Below are 14939 nucleotides of genomic sequence, written 5' to 3'. Positions count from 1 at the left end.
CTGCAATAAAAGAGGGTGATAAATGGGTATGGCTACCTTAACATCGTTAGAACGGATGAAGGCTTTAAGCAATAAACAAGGCTTGGATAGGGTCCCGGTAAATCCCAGTGTGAGCCTACATGCTGCAGCCATTAGTAATATGTCTGCTAGGGAGTTTTATCTCGAACCAGAAAAGGCATTTGAGGCCCAAATATGGGCGAAAGAATTCTACCAGTATGACTCAGCACCATCTTATGGTATTCCTGAATGGAGCGGGTGGGATTTCGGTGGAGATCTCCAAATTCCCTCCTCTCCTCGGATTTCTTTACCAAAACTAACCAGACATGCCGTAGAAAACCCCCTAGACTTAGAGAACCTGCGGATCCCCGATCTGGAAACCGCTCCTGCCTTCAGCAAGATGCACCAGTTTGCCAGATTGGCTCGTGCTAAGGGTTATTCAGTCTCTATTCCTGGTGGGTCCCCCATGGGTATTGCAGGGACGATCGTTGGACTTGATCTATTATTACGCTGGTTGCATAAAGAACCTGAGTTAGTGCACAGGGTGTTGCGTTTAGCCACAGATTATCTCCTGCAAATTGCTGATCAATACATAACAGAGTTTGGGCCTGAAAACTGTTCGGTTTTTTCCACCTATCCGTTGGAGTGTCAAGCGTTGGTATCCCCGAAAATTTTTGAGAAGTTTAGTCTGCCATATGTAAAGGAAATATGTGTCAAGTTGAAAGCTAGGGGTGTGAAAAAATGGGTCTTTCATCTCTGCGGTGATCATACTCGGAACCTGCACCTCTGGACCGAAGAAATCCGACCGGAAGTGAGGTCTACTATTACCATCGGTCACGAGATGGACATTCAGCATGTAGCCCGTGTTTTTGGGGAGAACATAATTATTGGTGGTAATATTCCAACTGTTTTACTACAGACGGGCACTCCGAGAGAAGTATTAGAAGCAAGCAGGGGAATCATTGAAAAAATGAAAAATCATTCTGGTGGTTATATTTTGATGCCGGCTTGTGCTCTACCCCCTCTGACGCCACCGATCAATGTTTTTGCCATGGTTAAGGCGGTCACCCTTTATGGTCAGTACGATAATTAGTTTTATAGGATCACTTATGAGGTTTAAATCCAAAGCCGGAAATGAACATTGAAAGAACACCTTGCAGCCGGAGAAACTACAAGGAGTCAATTACGACAAAAAAGCTTGTGGATTCTCCTTGACACGATCCACTTTTTGGATATAATTTTAACCATATTAATAATTTTTTCTTAGGTGCCCTGTAAAGGGAGAATAGGGAACCGGGTGTAAGTCCCGGACGGGCCCGCCACTGTATAGGTTAGCCGATGCCAACAACCACTCCAAAGTTGGGGGAAGGGGCATAATGGCGATGATCCTGAGTCAGGAGACCTGCCTAAGATAAGAGTGACCTTTACCGAGACAAAAAGGTCCTGTGAGGATGATGGAAAATCCACGCTAATGTTTAGTGTGGATTTTTTATTTTTATAAGGAGGAGCAAAATGAGAGCTGCTGTACTGGAAGCTATTGAAAAGCTGACCCTAACAAATCTGGAGACTCCCCAATGCGGACCGGGAGAAGTCCTCATCAAGACCAAGGCCTGTGGAATATGCCGTACGGATCTGAAATGCTTAATGCACGGACAAAAAGATTTAAAAACCCCGCGGATCTTAGGGCATGAGGTCGCCGGCACTGTGGTCGCCAGAGGTCAGAGTGTCAATCAGGTCTCTGTTGGGGACAGGGTTCAGGTATCCCCCGGCATACCATGTGGTACTTGTAACTATTGTTTAAGGGGTCAAGATAACTTATGTGATTCTGTCCAGATTATTGGATTTCACGTGCATGGTGGCTTTGCTGAGTATTTATTAGTTCCCTCCAGAGGGGTCAAAAATGGAATAATCCAGACGATCCCTGATCATATTTCCTATGCAGAGGCTGCCCTCACTGAGCCTTTGGCCTGTTCTGTCAACATGCAAAATTCTTTAGTCGTCTCAGCTGAGGACTCTATGCTTATTATTGGTGCGGGACCCTTAGGAATCTTAAATTCCAAATTAGCCAGAGCTCGTGGAGTAAAGAAAATTATTGTTGCTGAGATCAACGAAAGGAGACTAAAAAATGCGGAAAAGTTTGATTTTGATTACTTGATCAACTTAGATCAAAAAGATTTAGTTAATGAAATAATGCTGCTTACAAATGGTGATGGAGTGGATGTCGCTATTCCCTGTTGCCCGGGTATAGAGGCCTTTAGCCAAGGAATAAATGCTTTAGGAAAAAGAGGACGTTTCGGCTTTTTCAGTGGAATAATAGGGAATGCAGCCTTGGGCTTTGATTTCAATATGATTCACTACAAAGAGCTATCGGTTTCAGGAGCCTATGGGTGCTCTCTATCTGATAACAGAAATGCCTTGGGACTAATAGCTGAAAATAAAGTCAATGTGAAAAATATGATCACCCAAAGACTTTCATTAGATGAAATACAAAGCGGTTTAGAGATGGTGCGAACGATGTCTGAAACATCAATTATCGTAGAGTTTTAGGAGGGTATTCTTATGTCAATGGAAAAAGCCAAAGAATTCGGGTCAATCATAGCCAGGTTAATTCATGCCCAAAATATCACTAGGAATGAATCCAAAGCAGTATTTTCTCAAATCCTCCGTAATGAGCAATCGGATATGCATCAAGGAGCCTTTTTAGCCGCTCTGGCAGCGAAAGGGGAAACGGCCGAGGAGATTGCTGGAAGTTGGGAGGCTATTTATGAACTTGATACGGTAAAAGTAATTTCTGAAACGGAGTTTCCCCTAGTGGATAATTCCGGTACCGGAATGGATGCTTTCAAAACCTTCAATATCAGTACGGCTGCTTCGATTATCGCTGCAGCCAATGGAATTACCATGGCCAAACATGGATCCAGAGCTATTACCTCCTATTGCGGCACCATTGATATTCTGGAAGAACTGGGTGTCGACGTCGAATGCAATACAGATATAGTAAAAAAAAGCATTGAAAAGGCAGGGATCGGAATATTCAATGGGATGAGTCCTAAGGTTCATCCTCAAGCGTTAGGAAGAATTCTTTCTCAAATTTCTTTTGGGACGGTTCTCAATATCGCGGCCTCTCTGGCCAACCCAGCTCTGCCAAAATACGGAGTGCGTGGGGTATATGCAAAAGAAATGTTAGAACCCGTTGCCAAGGTAATGAAGGAGGTTGGTTATCTAAAGGCAATCGTTGTCCATGGAGTGACTGAAGATGGAACTTTAGGGATGGATGAAGCGTCTAACTTGGGAGAGACCTTTATTGCTGAATTAAAGGAAGACGGTAGAATAGTACAGTATTCATTTACTCCCGAAGACCTGGGGATCAAGCGAGGCAATCGAGATGAGGTAGCATCACTCAATAACCTGGAGCAAGAGGCCATCCGCATGATAGCCTTGTTAAATGGCAAAGATTTGGGATCCCGCTCAGATATTGTGTGTTTAAATGCCGCTCTGATATTTTATCTCATGAACCAATGCGCCACAATAAAGGCAGGGTTTAACCAAGCCAAAGAAATTATTGCTAGTGGAAAAGCCATTGGTAAATTACGAGATTGGGTAGAGGAACAAAATCATAGTCCTCAAAAAGGATTAGACAAATTGGAAAAACTAACTCAGAAGGCTTTAGCCATGTAAATTGTTTACTAACGTTTACTTTGTAAATGAGAGAGGATGAGCAGCTATACAACTTTATGCCTTAAAATTCAAGGATAAATTTCTAAGGGTATCTAGGGAAAGTTATCAATGTGTTGAAATGGATAAAGCCAGTGTCTTCCCACTGGAGAAATTCTCTGTAATTGAGGAACATCTTAAAGGAGCTAAAAAGAGCGGGATGGTCGATGCTCGGATCGTAGAGCTGATTGTAACCGAAAAGATAACAAGTATTTGAGTTAGCTATTGCCTCCGTTGCCTTCTCAGTTGTTCGTGCAATAAGTTGTCTTTATCAATTCATTTTCTGTGGCAGTGAATGCAATATTCTAGAATTCATCGTGCAGCCCTTGCCCAAATCACAGTCAAGCAGCGTAATATCCACGCAATCACGCCAATTTAGTTGAATAAAAATTTTTCCGAAATCACCAACTGCTTATAATGAGGTGATTAAAATTCGGCGGTTTTGAGGTCTCACTAATCTAGATTAGTCACCTCAAAACCGACGAATTTTTATATTGAAGGCTGTAAGTTTAAATTGCCTACGTAAACCGGATAGCTTGAGCTTTAATGTGCCCACCATGGGGCATGTTTTAGTTATTAGCATTTATAAAGGAGCTAAATCAGGTTTGCAGAAATTACGATGTTTTAACGAAGCCTAGAAGGCCAGTTTTAGCTCAGCGTTGATTTTCTTGTGAACATGGTATACCCCTTCATACATTAGAAAATGAGAATATTGCTATTGAAAAGGAGTGCCTCCCAAATAAAAGGAATCGAAGATGTGTATACCCGGTATCATTCTTAGGTATTTGACAGATAGTCAGTTCGTTACTTATAATGGGGCTCTTGAATATCGAGTAATATGTGACAGGAGAAGGGAAATAATGACATGCTAAATGGTTATCTATTAATTATTTTCGCTGCAATAGGCTATGGGGCTTTGCCCATATTCGTGAAATGGGGGTATAACCTGGGTTTAACCATGGATCTCATGTTATTCTCACGATTTTTCATAGCCAGTAGCTTAATGGTTTTTATCCGGTTGGTCAGTAGAAAAAAGGGCTTCAAGATATCGAAATCTTGTTTTGTTTTATTAACCCTCCAGGGATTACTGTTTTTTGGATGTTCATATTCCTACTTTCTATCCATTAAGTATATGTCTGCCACCCTTACTAATATATTGCTTTATACCTATCCTCTAATGGTTGTACTTATGTCCGCCATGATTTTTAAAGAGAAAATATCCTTTGTTAAAGGAGTAACTTTGCTTATTGCCTTTTTCGGTTGCTTGCTGGTTGTAGATGTTGTAAATATGTCAGGGCAAAAAATCAGCATGCCGGGCTTTTTTTATGGTGTGTTATCTGCCCTATTTTATGCCCTTTACAATATCCTTGGACAGTATCTTTGCGAAAAGGCGGATCCATTTACTGTATCCGCTTCTACAAGCATCATTTGTTTGTTCGCTACTATTGCCATTTATCCCTCGACCAATGTCTTTTTGGGTCACACCCAGTTAAACCTGTGGATCGTGGGCCTTGGAACTGCCATATTATGTACGGTTATCCCTCTTTTTTGTTATCAAAAAGGGCTATCTCTTTTAGGAGCCAGCCGAGCTTCTATCTTAAGTACCATGGAACCTGCAATAACGATCGTATTGGCTGGTTTCATTCTAGGAGAAACACTGACAAGCAGCCAACTGCTTGGAGGATTACTTATTATATCCGGGGTTTTGCTACTTAAATTAGATAAATTGGAGCGACCCTATCCTTTCAAACGTCATATGAGCCATAAAGCGTAAATTTATCTGGTGCGCCAGGCATAGCGATTAACTAGCCGGTGAAAGTCCGTTAGGAAGGCATGTTACGACTTTGGTTTCAAAAGTGAATGGTTCGCCTCTTAGGCAAATGGAATAACAAGCAGGAGGCTTTTGATAAGATGTTAAGATAGGACCTCCTTTTAGACATAATAAAAGGCACCCAAAATTGAGTGCTTGTATGCTATAATTTATTTGTAACAGAAAAAGGCTTGCAGGGCGGTCGGCATTCCTCCGAAGGGAGGTGATGCCATGGAAGTATACCAGACTTTGATGCTGATGATTTCATTTGCAACATTGGTAGTGTTAATACTTTCATTCCATAAACGGAAATAGACCGCCTCTGCCTAAGGATTCGGTCTATTCCGCACTCTTTGACGCCGTCCGCTCTTTAAGTGGCTGTTACATTTGGAGTCATGCGAACAACATGGCTCCTCTTTTACTATAGTATACCACAGTTTGATTTAAAATATCACTCTTGGATAGTGTTAGACGTATGAATTTAGAGCTAGATCATTGGCATAAGTATTTTATAGGTTTTTTCATAGTGACCTGCTACTTTATCCTCCATGCTTTTGGGATTAGAATATAACAGTTATTTATAAAACTGTTTTTAAGTATTGTGACCTTAACCAACTATTCTTACAAAAAATGACCAAATACAAATCAGGTGCGGCGAACATAAAAAGTCCGGAGCCAATTCCTGATGCGAATAAGCGGCTGTTCAATCGTGCACGTATATGATTGAACAGGCCGCTTATTCCATTCAACAGGTGACTTGAGTATTCCTTCCATACTCCTCCACAATGAAATCCATAAAGTACCGACTGGCAATGGGCAATACCTTCTTGTTTTTAAAGGCCAGGGAGATGGTGCGGACAATGGGTGGGGACAGCTCCAAGGTTGCGATATGATAAGGGGACCTGCTGATGATTAGTTTCGGCAGAATAGATATTCCCAAGCCGCTTTCAATCATGGACATAATCGTATAGTCGTCATGAACACGGTATTGGATATTGGGGTGGAGATTTTCCCGTTTAAAAAACTCCATGGGCACGCTTAATTGACCTTCATCTAAAAGGATAAAGGCTTCATTGACCAGGTCCTGGAGTAAAGTTTTCTTTTTGCGAGTTAAGGGGTGGTTTTTAGGCACCACTACCAGCATTTCGTCTTGTTGGAGGGGGATGGTCTTGAGTTCTGATACAGCTTGAGCGTCGGGATTGACAAAGCCGAAATCCACGCTTCCTTCTTTAATTAACTGGGCAATGCTAGTGTACTCCCCCTGGTGAAGTTCGAAGCATACCGAAGGGTACCTGGCTTTAAAATCTCTGATCAAATTAGGCAGCCAATTGCTGGAAATGCTTGAAAAGGTGCCAATGCGAATAATCCCTTTTTGCAGTCCTTGCATTTCCCGGTGTTTTTCCTCAAGCTCCCGGTGGGAATTATGGACCGCTTTAATGTAGGGCATGAATTCTTCGGCATCAGGCGTCAGGGCGATCCCCTTGCGCGAACGCAAAAGGAGTATGGTAGAGAGTTCATCCTCCAGGGCGCGGACCATCTGGCTGATAGCGGATTGGGTGTAACCGAGTTCCTCAGCGGCTTTGGTAAAACTTCCTGTCTCGATGATTTTCATAAAAGCTTGATAGCGGTTCATTGCTCACCTCATATACATTAGAGATTCTTATATGTACATTATGGAAATTCGTTTTACTTATGTCAAGAGGGGAGAGTATGATGATAAGAAATATGAGGATTGATAAGAGGTAAGTTTCAATGAGCAACAAGATTATTCCCTGGAAAAACGGAATCAAGGACGGTATCCCCATCGCTCTCGGCTACTTCGCGGTTTCTTTTACCTTTGGCATTGTGGCGAAGAAGGCCGGGCTGACGCCCTTTCAGGCCGTCTTCATGTCCGGAGCCAACCTGACTTCAGCCGGACAATTCGGGGCACTGGCTTTAATCGGAACTTCCGCGACTTATCTGGAAATGGCCCTGACCCAACTGGTCATTAATTTAAGATATTGTCTGATGTCCTGTTCATTATCGCAAAAATTCGAGGCAGGAGCAGGCTGGCCTCATCGCTTTCTGGTGGCCTTCGGCGTTACGGATGAAATATTCGGGGTATCCGTTTGCAAAGAAGGTAAACTGAACCCTTTCTACAATTACGGTTTGATGAGCGTCAGTATACCGGGCTGGATGCTGGGTACCTTTTGTGGTGTTGTTTCAGGGGAGATTTTACCCGCAAGGATCATCAGCGCCTTAAGTGTTGCCCTGTACGGGATGTTTATCGCTGTGATCGTTCCGCCGGCCAAGGGAAACAAACTGTTGACGGGAATCATTTTGTCCTCCATGTTGCTGAGTTTGTTATTTTCCCAAGTACCCATCCTTAGTCAAATCTCGCAAGGGTTTAAAATTATTATTTTAACGGTAGTGATAGCAGGAATTGCCGCACTCCTGTTTCCGGTGAAGGAGCTTGCAGATGAAAGGTAATACTTATCTCTATATTCTGGTCATGGCAGGCGTTACATATTTGATCAGACTCATTCCCTTGATATTCATGCGTAAGGAAATCAGGAATGTCTATCTCAAATCCTTTCTATATTATGTTCCCTATGTCACCCTGGCGGTGATGACCTTTCCCGCGATCTTAAGCGCGACGGCAAACCTATGGTCCGCCTTGGCAGGATTCAGTGTTGCTTTAATCCTGGCTTATAGCGGCGGCAGTCTGTTCAAGGTTTCCATACTGGCCTGTCTATCAGTCTTTATTATTGAGTTGATGGTTTAAAGCAGATGGAATTAATGAAATTTATTGAGGATGCAGCACGGTTTTGGAACTGCCAGTTTATTATCTCAACTCATTCGCCGTTTTTACTTGCCTTGCGGGGAGCAAAAATATATGATCTTGACGAGAATCCCGTGGATGTTAACATACTATGAGTTTTTTAAACGATATGAAAATGACTTTTGTATATCAATAGAGTAGGGGGAGAAAGTGTAATACGTATTCCATCTATGTTATAATTTGGTTGTTAATATGTGTAAAAGAGGGTGATTCATGGATGACCTTAATAGAAAATAGACTTGTTTCTTATGAAGAAGATTTCCTTCCACATCTGTTGAAACATGCCTACAAAGAGATATATTGCAAGGCTTGGTTTTTCACGAAAGCACCATGTGCAATTTGAACCAACCTTTTCCGAAAGTGGAAGTATATATAGGCAATGGAAGCATAGCGGCTGCCTGGATTATGGTGGAGATAATAGATTGCTGAAAGGAGGAAGCTTGTACGAAGAATCTTACGCGCGTAAGATTCTTCGTACAAGCCCGGGAGAAGGCTCTCTTATTTATGATGATGTAATAAATTTTAATTGATTTAAACTGAAAATGATATAAAATAACTAAAAGCACTTTTACAATAAGCTATTACAAGAGGGAGGACATTTTATGGAAGAGTTTAGTTCTAAAACGGAAAAAAATTTATGGGAAGCTTTTCTAGGAGAATCTCAAGCTCGTAATAAGTATACCTACTTTGCATCCATAGCCAAAAAAGAAGGGTATGAGCAAATTAGTTCATTTTTTTTGGAAACGGCAGAAAATGAGAAGGAACATGCTAAACTTTGGTTCAGAGAACTTGGCGGTCTTTCAAATACTATTGAAAATATGAAAGCGGCGGTAGCCGGAGAAAACAGCGAATGGACGGATATGTATCCAAGAATGGCTGCTGAAGCCCGGGAAGAAGGATTAGAGCATATTGCCAAGCTATTTGAAAGTGTGGCAAAAATAGAAAAAGAACACGAGGAACGTTATAAGCAGCTTTTAGAGAACCTGGAAGAGGGCAAAGTCTTTAAAAAAGATGGCAAGGTTTATTGGAAATGCAGAAACTGCGGTCATATTCATGAGGGAAGAGAAGCACCTGAGATATGTCCGGTCTGTGAACATCTCAGAGCATATTTTGAAGTTCGAGAACAAAACTTTTAGGATGTTTCTTGACAAAAATAGCAGCAACTAAAATTCGTTCAAACCTGCGACGGCGGAAGTAATATAAAATAACAAACGTACATTATAAAACATAAAATAAATCATAAAACAGTCTATGAAAAGAGGGGGTCCTTATGAAATGGGTTGTTCTCCTCATATTCGCTTCGGCTGTTATAGTATGGTTTATAGAACTGGCAAAAAATGAGTGACGCCCCTACAAGGGCGTTTTTTTTATACAGTCAGAAAGTATAAACTTGCGTTATATACTGCAAGAAGATTTAATACGTGCGAAGCCAGTGTCTTCGGGCGCTAGCCAAGTTTTCTAATGTATTGAATCGATTATTTGCTGGCCAAATCGGCAGGCTGAGGAGATGATGATTCAAAGGACAGCTCTGATTTATCCGGTTTGGTGTTCATTCTGGATAACTGCAGTACAGCCAGCCAGACAATGGTAAAGCCAATCCATTGCCCAAGGTCAATGGTCTGGTGTAAGATCAGCCAGTTAAGAAGCAAGCCTGTTGCCGGGAAGGCAAGTTCAGCAATGGTGGCATGAGAAGCTTTCACTCCATCTAACCCATGGTAGTAAAGCAATAGACTTATAAGGCTTGGCACGAGGGTTTGAAATAGGAGGTTAGACCAAACGGGTGTCAAACTAAGGGCTTTACCCATGCTCTGCCAGTCTGGGTGTTGTGCCAAGACCATAACTGTCAACAGAGGCAGGGCTACGGCGAAGCGAAGAGCAGTTAGAGTAGTAAAGGATACTTTGCCGGCCAGGTGTTTGCCCATAACGGTGGATCCTCCCCAAAGTGCAGCAGCTCCGATGGCAAACAGTGATCCAATGAGCTGCGAAGTATTCTCGGCAGCTGAAGGAATGTGCAGTCCGAAGGTAAGCAAGTAGGCTCCGATGAGTGCAGCAATGAATAATTTCCAGTAGTTTTTCTGCAAACGCTCTTTTAGTATTAAGGTGGCGAGGAATACAGCAAATAGAGGCTGGATTTTTTGCAAGATGAGCACAACGTTAGGATTGCCGTAAGTAAAGCCGGCTGTAAATAAGACTGAGGCTAAGGCTGATCCTCCCCAGCCTATGAAGAGGACTGCCAACCAGTCATTAAGTTTAAGTTGCTTAAGTTCATGGCGTTTCCGGAGAAGCACAGGGAAAGCGAAGAAAAATAGTAAGACGTGTTCCAGCCAGACAATCTGCGAAGATGTCAGATTGTGCAGCAGTGAAACGATAAAGACACCATCAAGTCCCCACATAGCAGCTCCAAGGGCGATCCACCAGATACCCAATGAAGATGGCTGTTTGTTTTGAGTCAAGTTCGAACCCTCCATATCCTAATACTGTATTTGAATTGAACCTTCTCATGTCAAAAGAAAGAATTATTAACATGAAAAATACCTCGTAAATAATTTCTATTACGAAGCTGGCAGTGCCAGAAGCTGTCTTGGCTTAGGCTGGTCATTAATCCCCCTAAGAAAACGAAAAGTAAAATGGTTACACCGCCATTAGACAAAACCCGGGAGAGTATCGTTAAAGAACGATTCGTACCAAGCAGCCTTTAAATTGAGATCAACTCCTATTATGACAGAAGCAACGATTGCGGTCAAAGGAAGGAAAGGGTGAATCCAAGCTCAAAAACAATTGGAACTATAGTAGTTGCCCCATAACCACACTGAATTGATGAGGATAGAATCGAATTCCCAAGCCGAAGACTTGGGAATTCGATTCTTTATCTTATCTAAATCATTTCTATTTTACTTTTAACGGTATTCCGTTAATCATTTGCAGGGCATACTGGTATCCTGTATATACTTAAATAAATTAATGGGCGGGGTAAAAGGAGATTTCAGCATGGGAAAAATATCTCTGGATGAAAGGCTGAAAAGAGAAAAGGAAAAACTGCACAGGCTTGTTGAGGAAGCCATAAAAAATGAAATTCCGATTATACAGGATGAAGCAGTTATGAGACAGAACCGCAAAGTTGATGCCTTGGTGGTCGGACTGCAAAAAGAACTGGGGCATCACATGAGAAAGGAATAAGACATCGAGATAAATAGCTTAGCTATCGGAAACCAAACTTGCTCGCTGTGAAGGTGGTCAGAAACGGGAAAGAAGTTATTTGGATCAATCCGGTTGCAGCGAGGTCGATAGGGACAACGTCGTTCTGGATTTTTCAGCTGATATCAAGAAGTCGTTTAAGAAGCGATGAAAATTCAGCAGTATCGACGTTAACCTCAAGAATTGTTTCGTCCTTGGGATCATCAGGATACATCACAAAGGTTAGTTTACCGGGTTCCGATTCAAAGATTTCCAGCACATTCTTATCATCAAGGATTTCAATCTTAAGCTTACCGGACATATAAACAACCCCTTTGTGATGATAAACGAAGATTAACGCAACTCAATAGTTTCGCGGGTTGACCAACCCATGATGTCATAAACAATTCAGTAACCAATAGCAGCTTCTAGTAGGTTGAAGAGGCCCCAGATACTAGCTGCGGTTGCTATCCATCCTTTGAAAAATCCCATAGCGGCTAAACCAAATAAAACCAAGCTAATAACAACACGTATTCCTCTGTCTAAAGCGCTTAAATTTCTCTGAAAATTAAGTTCCACAATACGTCCCTCACATTTAATTAAAGATATGTTAATCTTTCCCCCAAAAACTTAAAGGTATTCCTTGAGACTGATAGGCTAAATGGCAGAAAATGAAAATGTCATTCTTCCCTTGTTATAACGATTTCTTATCCGTGGGAGCCCCGAACTTGACGCTGTGGTCATTAAGGTCCGAGAGGCTGAGCGCAAAAACCACTACATAGGCACTAAGGGGTGATTCCACAGATAGGTAGTGCAGCAGGTTGATTTAGAAAAAAATCTTTATAGTGAAGAGGACTGCCGGCAGCTATGACGCTGTCGGCAGTTTCCTTTTCCCTTTGAACAGTTAAGCCTGGGGAGGGTCATAAAGACTATTTGTTGTCGTATCAATGACCTTGATATCCCGTATTCTCGTCAGGGCATTGCTGGGTGTTAAGAATATATCGCTGGCGATAAGGGAATTCATAGCAGGGCTGATCAAGTATGGAGATGGCTGGATGTTGAGAAAAAGACCATGGAAAATAAGAAGCTAGCGGAAAATTCGAATTTAAAGAGCTACCAAAGGGTGAGTAATGAGCTGGCGGCTGCCCAGATCAAGCTGCTCACGTTTAAAATCGCTTTTTTCTTCGTGAGCTTGGAAAAAGCGTTCAAGGAACTGAGTTATGAGATGGATTTGCTGGCAAAGGTTGATGACCAGGTGCATGGGGAGTATGCGAAGATGCTGAATGGGTTTTTGATAAGACGATGGAGGAAAGAAAGGGGAAGTACCTAAAGTAATGGGCAGTTTTTTTAGAGGGTTTTCTTCAGTGTTACACAGGAACTACTCGGCGGAACGTATTTTGAGCCGGTGGCTGATATGGGGGAACTTCTCAAAGATTGGTCTGCTGAAGACTGCGAAGCATTCGGGCAGCTTTTGAAAAAATTCAATCATACCTTGTTGAATTTAACAAAAGAAGTCAAAGAATAGGGGGGCAACTATATTTAGTTCAAATCTAAGCATTAAAAGGCCCGTACATTCTATATATGAGGAGATTGAAAATTCGGCGGTTATGAGGTCACTAATCTAGATCGGAGACTTCATAACCGCCGAATTTTTAAACTGAGTTCGTGATGCAAATGGGAATCGTTGCAAGACTTTCCTTATCATCATGGGGCAAAAAACGACAGAGTGCTGGCGAGATTTTTTTAATTACGAAGGGAGGATATTGAGGGAAAAATGTGGAAATAAGCTATGACACTTATATTGGAGGTTAACAACAACCCATGTATAGCTTTATTGCAATCATAAGCTTACTTGCGGCGGCTATAGTTTTTTTAATTAAATTTGTACTCCGAATGCTATAAGAGAAAGAGCACTGACCAAGGGGGAAAGAAGATGATAACCAAACTAAAAATTCCTGGGGTATTGAAAGTTATAATATGCTTAATGCTTGTAATGATACTCCTCTTTCTGACACAGGGCTGTTCGGAAACCGGGAATTTGGGAGAATCGGCACAGTCTCAGATACCGGCAGCGCCAAGCGCGGTTCCAAAAGCAATCACTCTGACCCCATCGGAGGAGGCCGCCGCCATCGGCATCACAGCGGCAAATTATCCGCGCATCGACGGCTCGACTTCCACCCTGCCCCTCGTACAGAGAATCTACAAAAGGATGTTCCATACCTCTGACAACATGGAAGACAGGTGGCCGGGCCTTCCGGAAAAAGCCTCCAAAACCATGAAGTCATATGAGCTGCTCATCGCGGGAGACGTTGATTTAATCCTTGTCCCGGATCCATCAAAAGAGGTCGCGGAGGTTGCGGAAAAGGCCGGAACGGAGCTTGAATATATCCCGGTCGGTGCTGAAGCCCTTGTGTTTATCACACACGAGGACAATCCCGCAAGCAATATTGATGCCTCTCAGGTGCAGAAAATCTATTCCGATATGTCTATTACCGACTGGTTTGAGCTAGGAGGTAAAAACGGGCGCATCGTGCCGATTTGCCGCAACGCCGATTCCGGTTCCCAGGCGCAGTTGGAGAATTTGGTGCTCGGAGACAAAAAGATAAACTCGGCCGTCGAGGAAAACTACATGGAGCGGGACATGAACGGGATGCTGCAAATGGTGGAGGAATACCGGTATTTCGCCCACGACAGCGAGGAAAACGCATATGCGTTGGGCTATACCCTTTACTACTACATACAGATTACCCAGAGTGTGATCGGCAAAATGAGTATCAAAACCCTCGCCTTTAACGGAGTCGCTCCGACGGCGGAAACGATTTTGGCAAAGGAGTATCCCCTTGCCATCAATTACTATGCAGTCATGCGGAAAGACCTGCCGGAGGACCATCCGGCGCGTAAGATTGCCAAATGGCTTCAAACGAGTGACGGTCAATGGGAGGTCGCCGTTTCCGGCCTGGGCTCTCTCAAGACGTTATACGAGCCGCTGCAATAAGCGAACTTGGCCCCTGGTACCAGCTCGGGCAAAATTCAATTTAACCTGAGTGGAGCAAGAATTCTCCCACCTCGTTAGGTGGGGGATGAATCGCGACCTTCGTTCTTCGCCAGATAATCTATAGCTAACTTCTCCAATATCTTACTAACGTCTGTTTTCTCTAATATTGCCTGTATCTTTAGACGTTCTATGATACTTTCCTCAAACATTGTAGTAAATTTCTTTCGCATTGCCTCATTCTCCCTCTTGTCATGAACGTATAAACGTATACAATGGTATTATAGCAAACAGGAGGTGAAAGTACAATGTTGAAAGGTTTCAAGTACCGTATATATCCTAATCAAGAACAGCGAATCTATTTCGCAAGAACCTTTGGATGCACTAGATTCATATACAATCGCATGCTTGGAGACAAGATTGCCCATTAT

At 42.6% G+C, this 14939-nt stretch carries 18 protein-coding genes, 3 pseudogenes and 1 riboswitch; of the genes and pseudogenes, 14 read left to right on the top strand and 7 right to left on the bottom strand.

Going from position 1 to position 14939, the window contains the following annotated elements:
• The first annotated feature begins 22 nt into the window (after positions 1–22).
• The 6 genes from BUB11_RS17350 to BUB11_RS29110 all read left to right on the top strand — a co-directional run bounded on the left by BUB11_RS17350 (position 23) and on the right by BUB11_RS29110 (position 5836).
• A complete protein-coding gene (locus BUB11_RS17350; RefSeq protein WP_073031024.1) occupies positions 23–1090 on the top strand; it encodes a uroporphyrinogen decarboxylase family protein in 1068 nt (355 codons plus the stop codon).
• A 155-nt stretch (positions 1091–1245) separates the two neighbouring features.
• Positions 1246–1421: riboswitch (cobalamin riboswitch) on the top strand.
• An 88-nt stretch (positions 1422–1509) separates the two neighbouring features.
• Positions 1510–2544: a zinc-dependent dehydrogenase gene (locus BUB11_RS17345; RefSeq protein WP_073031023.1), complete on the top strand. Its 1035-nt coding sequence runs from the start codon at positions 1510–1512 to the stop codon at positions 2542–2544.
• Between the two features lie 12 nt (positions 2545–2556).
• Positions 2557–3675, top strand: a complete 1119-nt coding sequence (gene trpD / locus BUB11_RS17340) for an anthranilate phosphoribosyltransferase (protein ID WP_073031022.1) — start codon at positions 2557–2559, stop codon at positions 3673–3675.
• A 118-nt stretch (positions 3676–3793) separates the two neighbouring features.
• A complete protein-coding gene (locus BUB11_RS28825) occupies positions 3794–3928 on the top strand; it encodes a hypothetical protein (protein WP_282434019.1) in 135 nt (44 codons plus the stop codon).
• A 648-nt stretch (positions 3929–4576) separates the two neighbouring features.
• The gene (locus tag BUB11_RS17335; RefSeq protein WP_073031021.1) at positions 4577–5485 is read left to right on the top strand and encodes a DMT family transporter; all 909 of its coding nucleotides are present in this window, start codon (positions 4577–4579) and stop codon (positions 5483–5485) included.
• A gap of 267 nt (positions 5486–5752) precedes the next feature.
• On the top strand, positions 5753–5836 hold the full coding sequence (locus BUB11_RS29110; protein WP_366557028.1) for a putative holin-like toxin: 84 nt from the start codon (positions 5753–5755) through the stop codon (positions 5834–5836).
• 430 nt (positions 5837–6266) lie between these two features.
• Here BUB11_RS29110 and BUB11_RS17330 read toward each other — a convergent pair whose 3' ends face one another.
• Complete coding sequence (locus BUB11_RS17330) at positions 6267–7154, bottom strand: LysR family transcriptional regulator (protein ID WP_073031020.1); 888 nt, start codon at positions 7152–7154, stop codon at positions 6267–6269.
• Positions 7155–7273: 119 nt separating this feature from the next.
• Between BUB11_RS17330 and BUB11_RS17325 the strand changes: the two genes are divergently transcribed.
• The 4 genes and pseudogenes from BUB11_RS17325 (at position 7274) to rbr (ending at position 9478) form a co-directional block, all read left to right on the top strand.
• Positions 7274–7990 (top strand): AzlC family ABC transporter permease, encoded by a 717-nt coding sequence (locus BUB11_RS17325; protein ID WP_073031019.1) that lies wholly within the window; start codon positions 7274–7276, stop codon positions 7988–7990.
• Positions 7980–8285 (top strand): AzlD domain-containing protein, encoded by a 306-nt coding sequence (locus tag BUB11_RS17320; RefSeq protein WP_073031018.1) that lies wholly within the window; start codon positions 7980–7982, stop codon positions 8283–8285. The genes BUB11_RS17325 and BUB11_RS17320 overlap by 11 nt, the downstream gene beginning before the upstream one ends.
• Positions 8285–8483: pseudogene (locus BUB11_RS17315) on the top strand (AAA family ATPase); the annotation flags it as partial. The gene BUB11_RS17320 and the pseudogene BUB11_RS17315, both read left to right, overlap by 1 nt.
• Before the next feature lie 461 nt (positions 8484–8944).
• Entirely contained in the window at positions 8945–9478 is a 534-nt protein-coding gene (gene rbr / locus BUB11_RS17310) for a rubrerythrin (protein ID WP_073031017.1), read from the top strand.
• Positions 9479–9817: 339 nt separating this feature from the next.
• Here rbr and BUB11_RS17305 read toward each other — a convergent pair whose 3' ends face one another.
• The gene (locus BUB11_RS17305) at positions 9818–10795 is read right to left on the bottom strand and encodes a DMT family transporter (protein ID WP_073031016.1); all 978 of its coding nucleotides are present in this window, start codon (positions 10793–10795) and stop codon (positions 9818–9820) included.
• Between the two features lie 131 nt (positions 10796–10926).
• Positions 10927–11044 (bottom strand): annotated as a pseudogene (locus BUB11_RS28350) (cytochrome C biogenesis protein); the annotation flags it as partial.
• Positions 11045–11330: 286 nt separating this feature from the next.
• Here BUB11_RS28350 and BUB11_RS17300 point away from each other — a divergent pair.
• Positions 11331–11519, top strand: a complete 189-nt coding sequence (locus tag BUB11_RS17300; RefSeq protein ID WP_073031015.1) for a hypothetical protein — start codon at positions 11331–11333, stop codon at positions 11517–11519.
• Positions 11520–11652: 133 nt separating this feature from the next.
• Here the strand turns inward: BUB11_RS17300 and BUB11_RS17295 are convergent, their stop codons facing one another.
• From BUB11_RS17295 to BUB11_RS17290, 3 genes and pseudogenes are all read right to left on the bottom strand, one after another.
• Positions 11653–11838, bottom strand: coding sequence for a hypothetical protein (locus BUB11_RS17295; protein ID WP_073031014.1), 186 nt, complete (start codon positions 11836–11838; stop codon positions 11653–11655).
• Between the two features lie 86 nt (positions 11839–11924).
• On the bottom strand, positions 11925–12095 hold the full coding sequence (locus BUB11_RS27865) for a YgaP-like transmembrane domain (protein ID WP_143187643.1): 171 nt from the start codon (positions 12093–12095) through the stop codon (positions 11925–11927).
• A 325-nt stretch (positions 12096–12420) separates the two neighbouring features.
• Positions 12421–12540, bottom strand: a pseudogene (locus BUB11_RS17290) (DUF2922 family protein); the annotation flags it as partial.
• A gap of 48 nt (positions 12541–12588) precedes the next feature.
• Here BUB11_RS17290 and BUB11_RS17285 point away from each other — a divergent pair.
• A complete protein-coding gene (locus BUB11_RS17285; RefSeq protein WP_242947589.1) occupies positions 12589–12846 on the top strand; it encodes a hypothetical protein in 258 nt (85 codons plus the stop codon).
• A gap of 603 nt (positions 12847–13449) precedes the next feature.
• Positions 13450–14511: a PstS family phosphate ABC transporter substrate-binding protein gene (locus BUB11_RS17275; RefSeq protein WP_084110369.1), complete on the top strand. Its 1062-nt coding sequence runs from the start codon at positions 13450–13452 to the stop codon at positions 14509–14511.
• Positions 14512–14585: 74 nt separating this feature from the next.
• Here BUB11_RS17275 and BUB11_RS27860 read toward each other — a convergent pair whose 3' ends face one another.
• Positions 14586–14741, bottom strand: a complete 156-nt coding sequence (locus BUB11_RS27860) for a hypothetical protein (RefSeq protein ID WP_200797944.1) — start codon at positions 14739–14741, stop codon at positions 14586–14588.
• Between the two features lie 75 nt (positions 14742–14816).
• Here BUB11_RS27860 and BUB11_RS17270 point away from each other — a divergent pair.
• The coding region (locus BUB11_RS17270; protein ID WP_159436950.1) for a helix-turn-helix domain-containing protein at positions 14817–14939 on the top strand (123 nt) is incomplete at its 3' end.

It is taken from the genome of Desulfosporosinus lacus DSM 15449, assembly GCF_900129935.1.
In the GTDB taxonomy this organism is placed as follows: Bacteria; Bacillota; Desulfitobacteriia; order Desulfitobacteriales; family Desulfitobacteriaceae; genus Desulfosporosinus; species Desulfosporosinus lacus.
Note: the sequence above shows the minus strand (reverse complement) of the source record. Positions and strands in the feature narration are given on the sequence as shown.

Excerpts from the sequence above, each read along its gene's own strand:
- BUB11_RS17275 (WP_084110369.1), top strand. The coding sequence starts at position 13,450 with ATGATAACCAAACTAAAAATTCCTGGGGTATTGAAAGTTATAATATGC.
- BUB11_RS17350 (WP_073031024.1), top strand. The coding sequence starts at position 23 with ATGGGTATGGCTACCTTAACATCGTTAGAACGGATGAAGGCTTTAAGC.
- BUB11_RS17300 (WP_073031015.1), top strand. The coding sequence starts at position 11,331 with ATGGGAAAAATATCTCTGGATGAAAGGCTGAAAAGAGAAAAGGAAAAA.
- rbr (WP_073031017.1), top strand. The coding sequence starts at position 8,945 with ATGGAAGAGTTTAGTTCTAAAACGGAAAAAAATTTATGGGAAGCTTTT.
- BUB11_RS29110 (WP_366557028.1), top strand. The coding sequence starts at position 5,753 with ATGGAAGTATACCAGACTTTGATGCTGATGATTTCATTTGCAACATTG.
- trpD (WP_073031022.1), top strand. The coding sequence starts at position 2,557 with ATGTCAATGGAAAAAGCCAAAGAATTCGGGTCAATCATAGCCAGGTTA.
- BUB11_RS17320 (WP_073031018.1), top strand. The coding sequence starts at position 7,980 with ATGAAAGGTAATACTTATCTCTATATTCTGGTCATGGCAGGCGTTACA.
- BUB11_RS17335 (WP_073031021.1), top strand. The coding sequence starts at position 4,577 with ATGCTAAATGGTTATCTATTAATTATTTTCGCTGCAATAGGCTATGGG.
- BUB11_RS17345 (WP_073031023.1), top strand. The coding sequence starts at position 1,510 with ATGAGAGCTGCTGTACTGGAAGCTATTGAAAAGCTGACCCTAACAAAT.
- BUB11_RS17325 (WP_073031019.1), top strand. The coding sequence starts at position 7,274 with ATGAGCAACAAGATTATTCCCTGGAAAAACGGAATCAAGGACGGTATC.
- BUB11_RS17285 (WP_242947589.1), top strand. The coding sequence starts at position 12,589 with ATGGAAAATAAGAAGCTAGCGGAAAATTCGAATTTAAAGAGCTACCAA.
- BUB11_RS17330 (WP_073031020.1), bottom strand. The coding sequence starts at position 7,154 with ATGAACCGCTATCAAGCTTTTATGAAAATCATCGAGACAGGAAGTTTT.
- BUB11_RS27860 (WP_200797944.1), bottom strand. The coding sequence starts at position 14,741 with ATGCGAAAGAAATTTACTACAATGTTTGAGGAAAGTATCATAGAACGT.
- BUB11_RS17295 (WP_073031014.1), bottom strand. The coding sequence starts at position 11,838 with ATGTCCGGTAAGCTTAAGATTGAAATCCTTGATGATAAGAATGTGCTG.
- BUB11_RS28825 (WP_282434019.1), top strand. The coding sequence starts at position 3,794 with ATGGATAAAGCCAGTGTCTTCCCACTGGAGAAATTCTCTGTAATTGAG.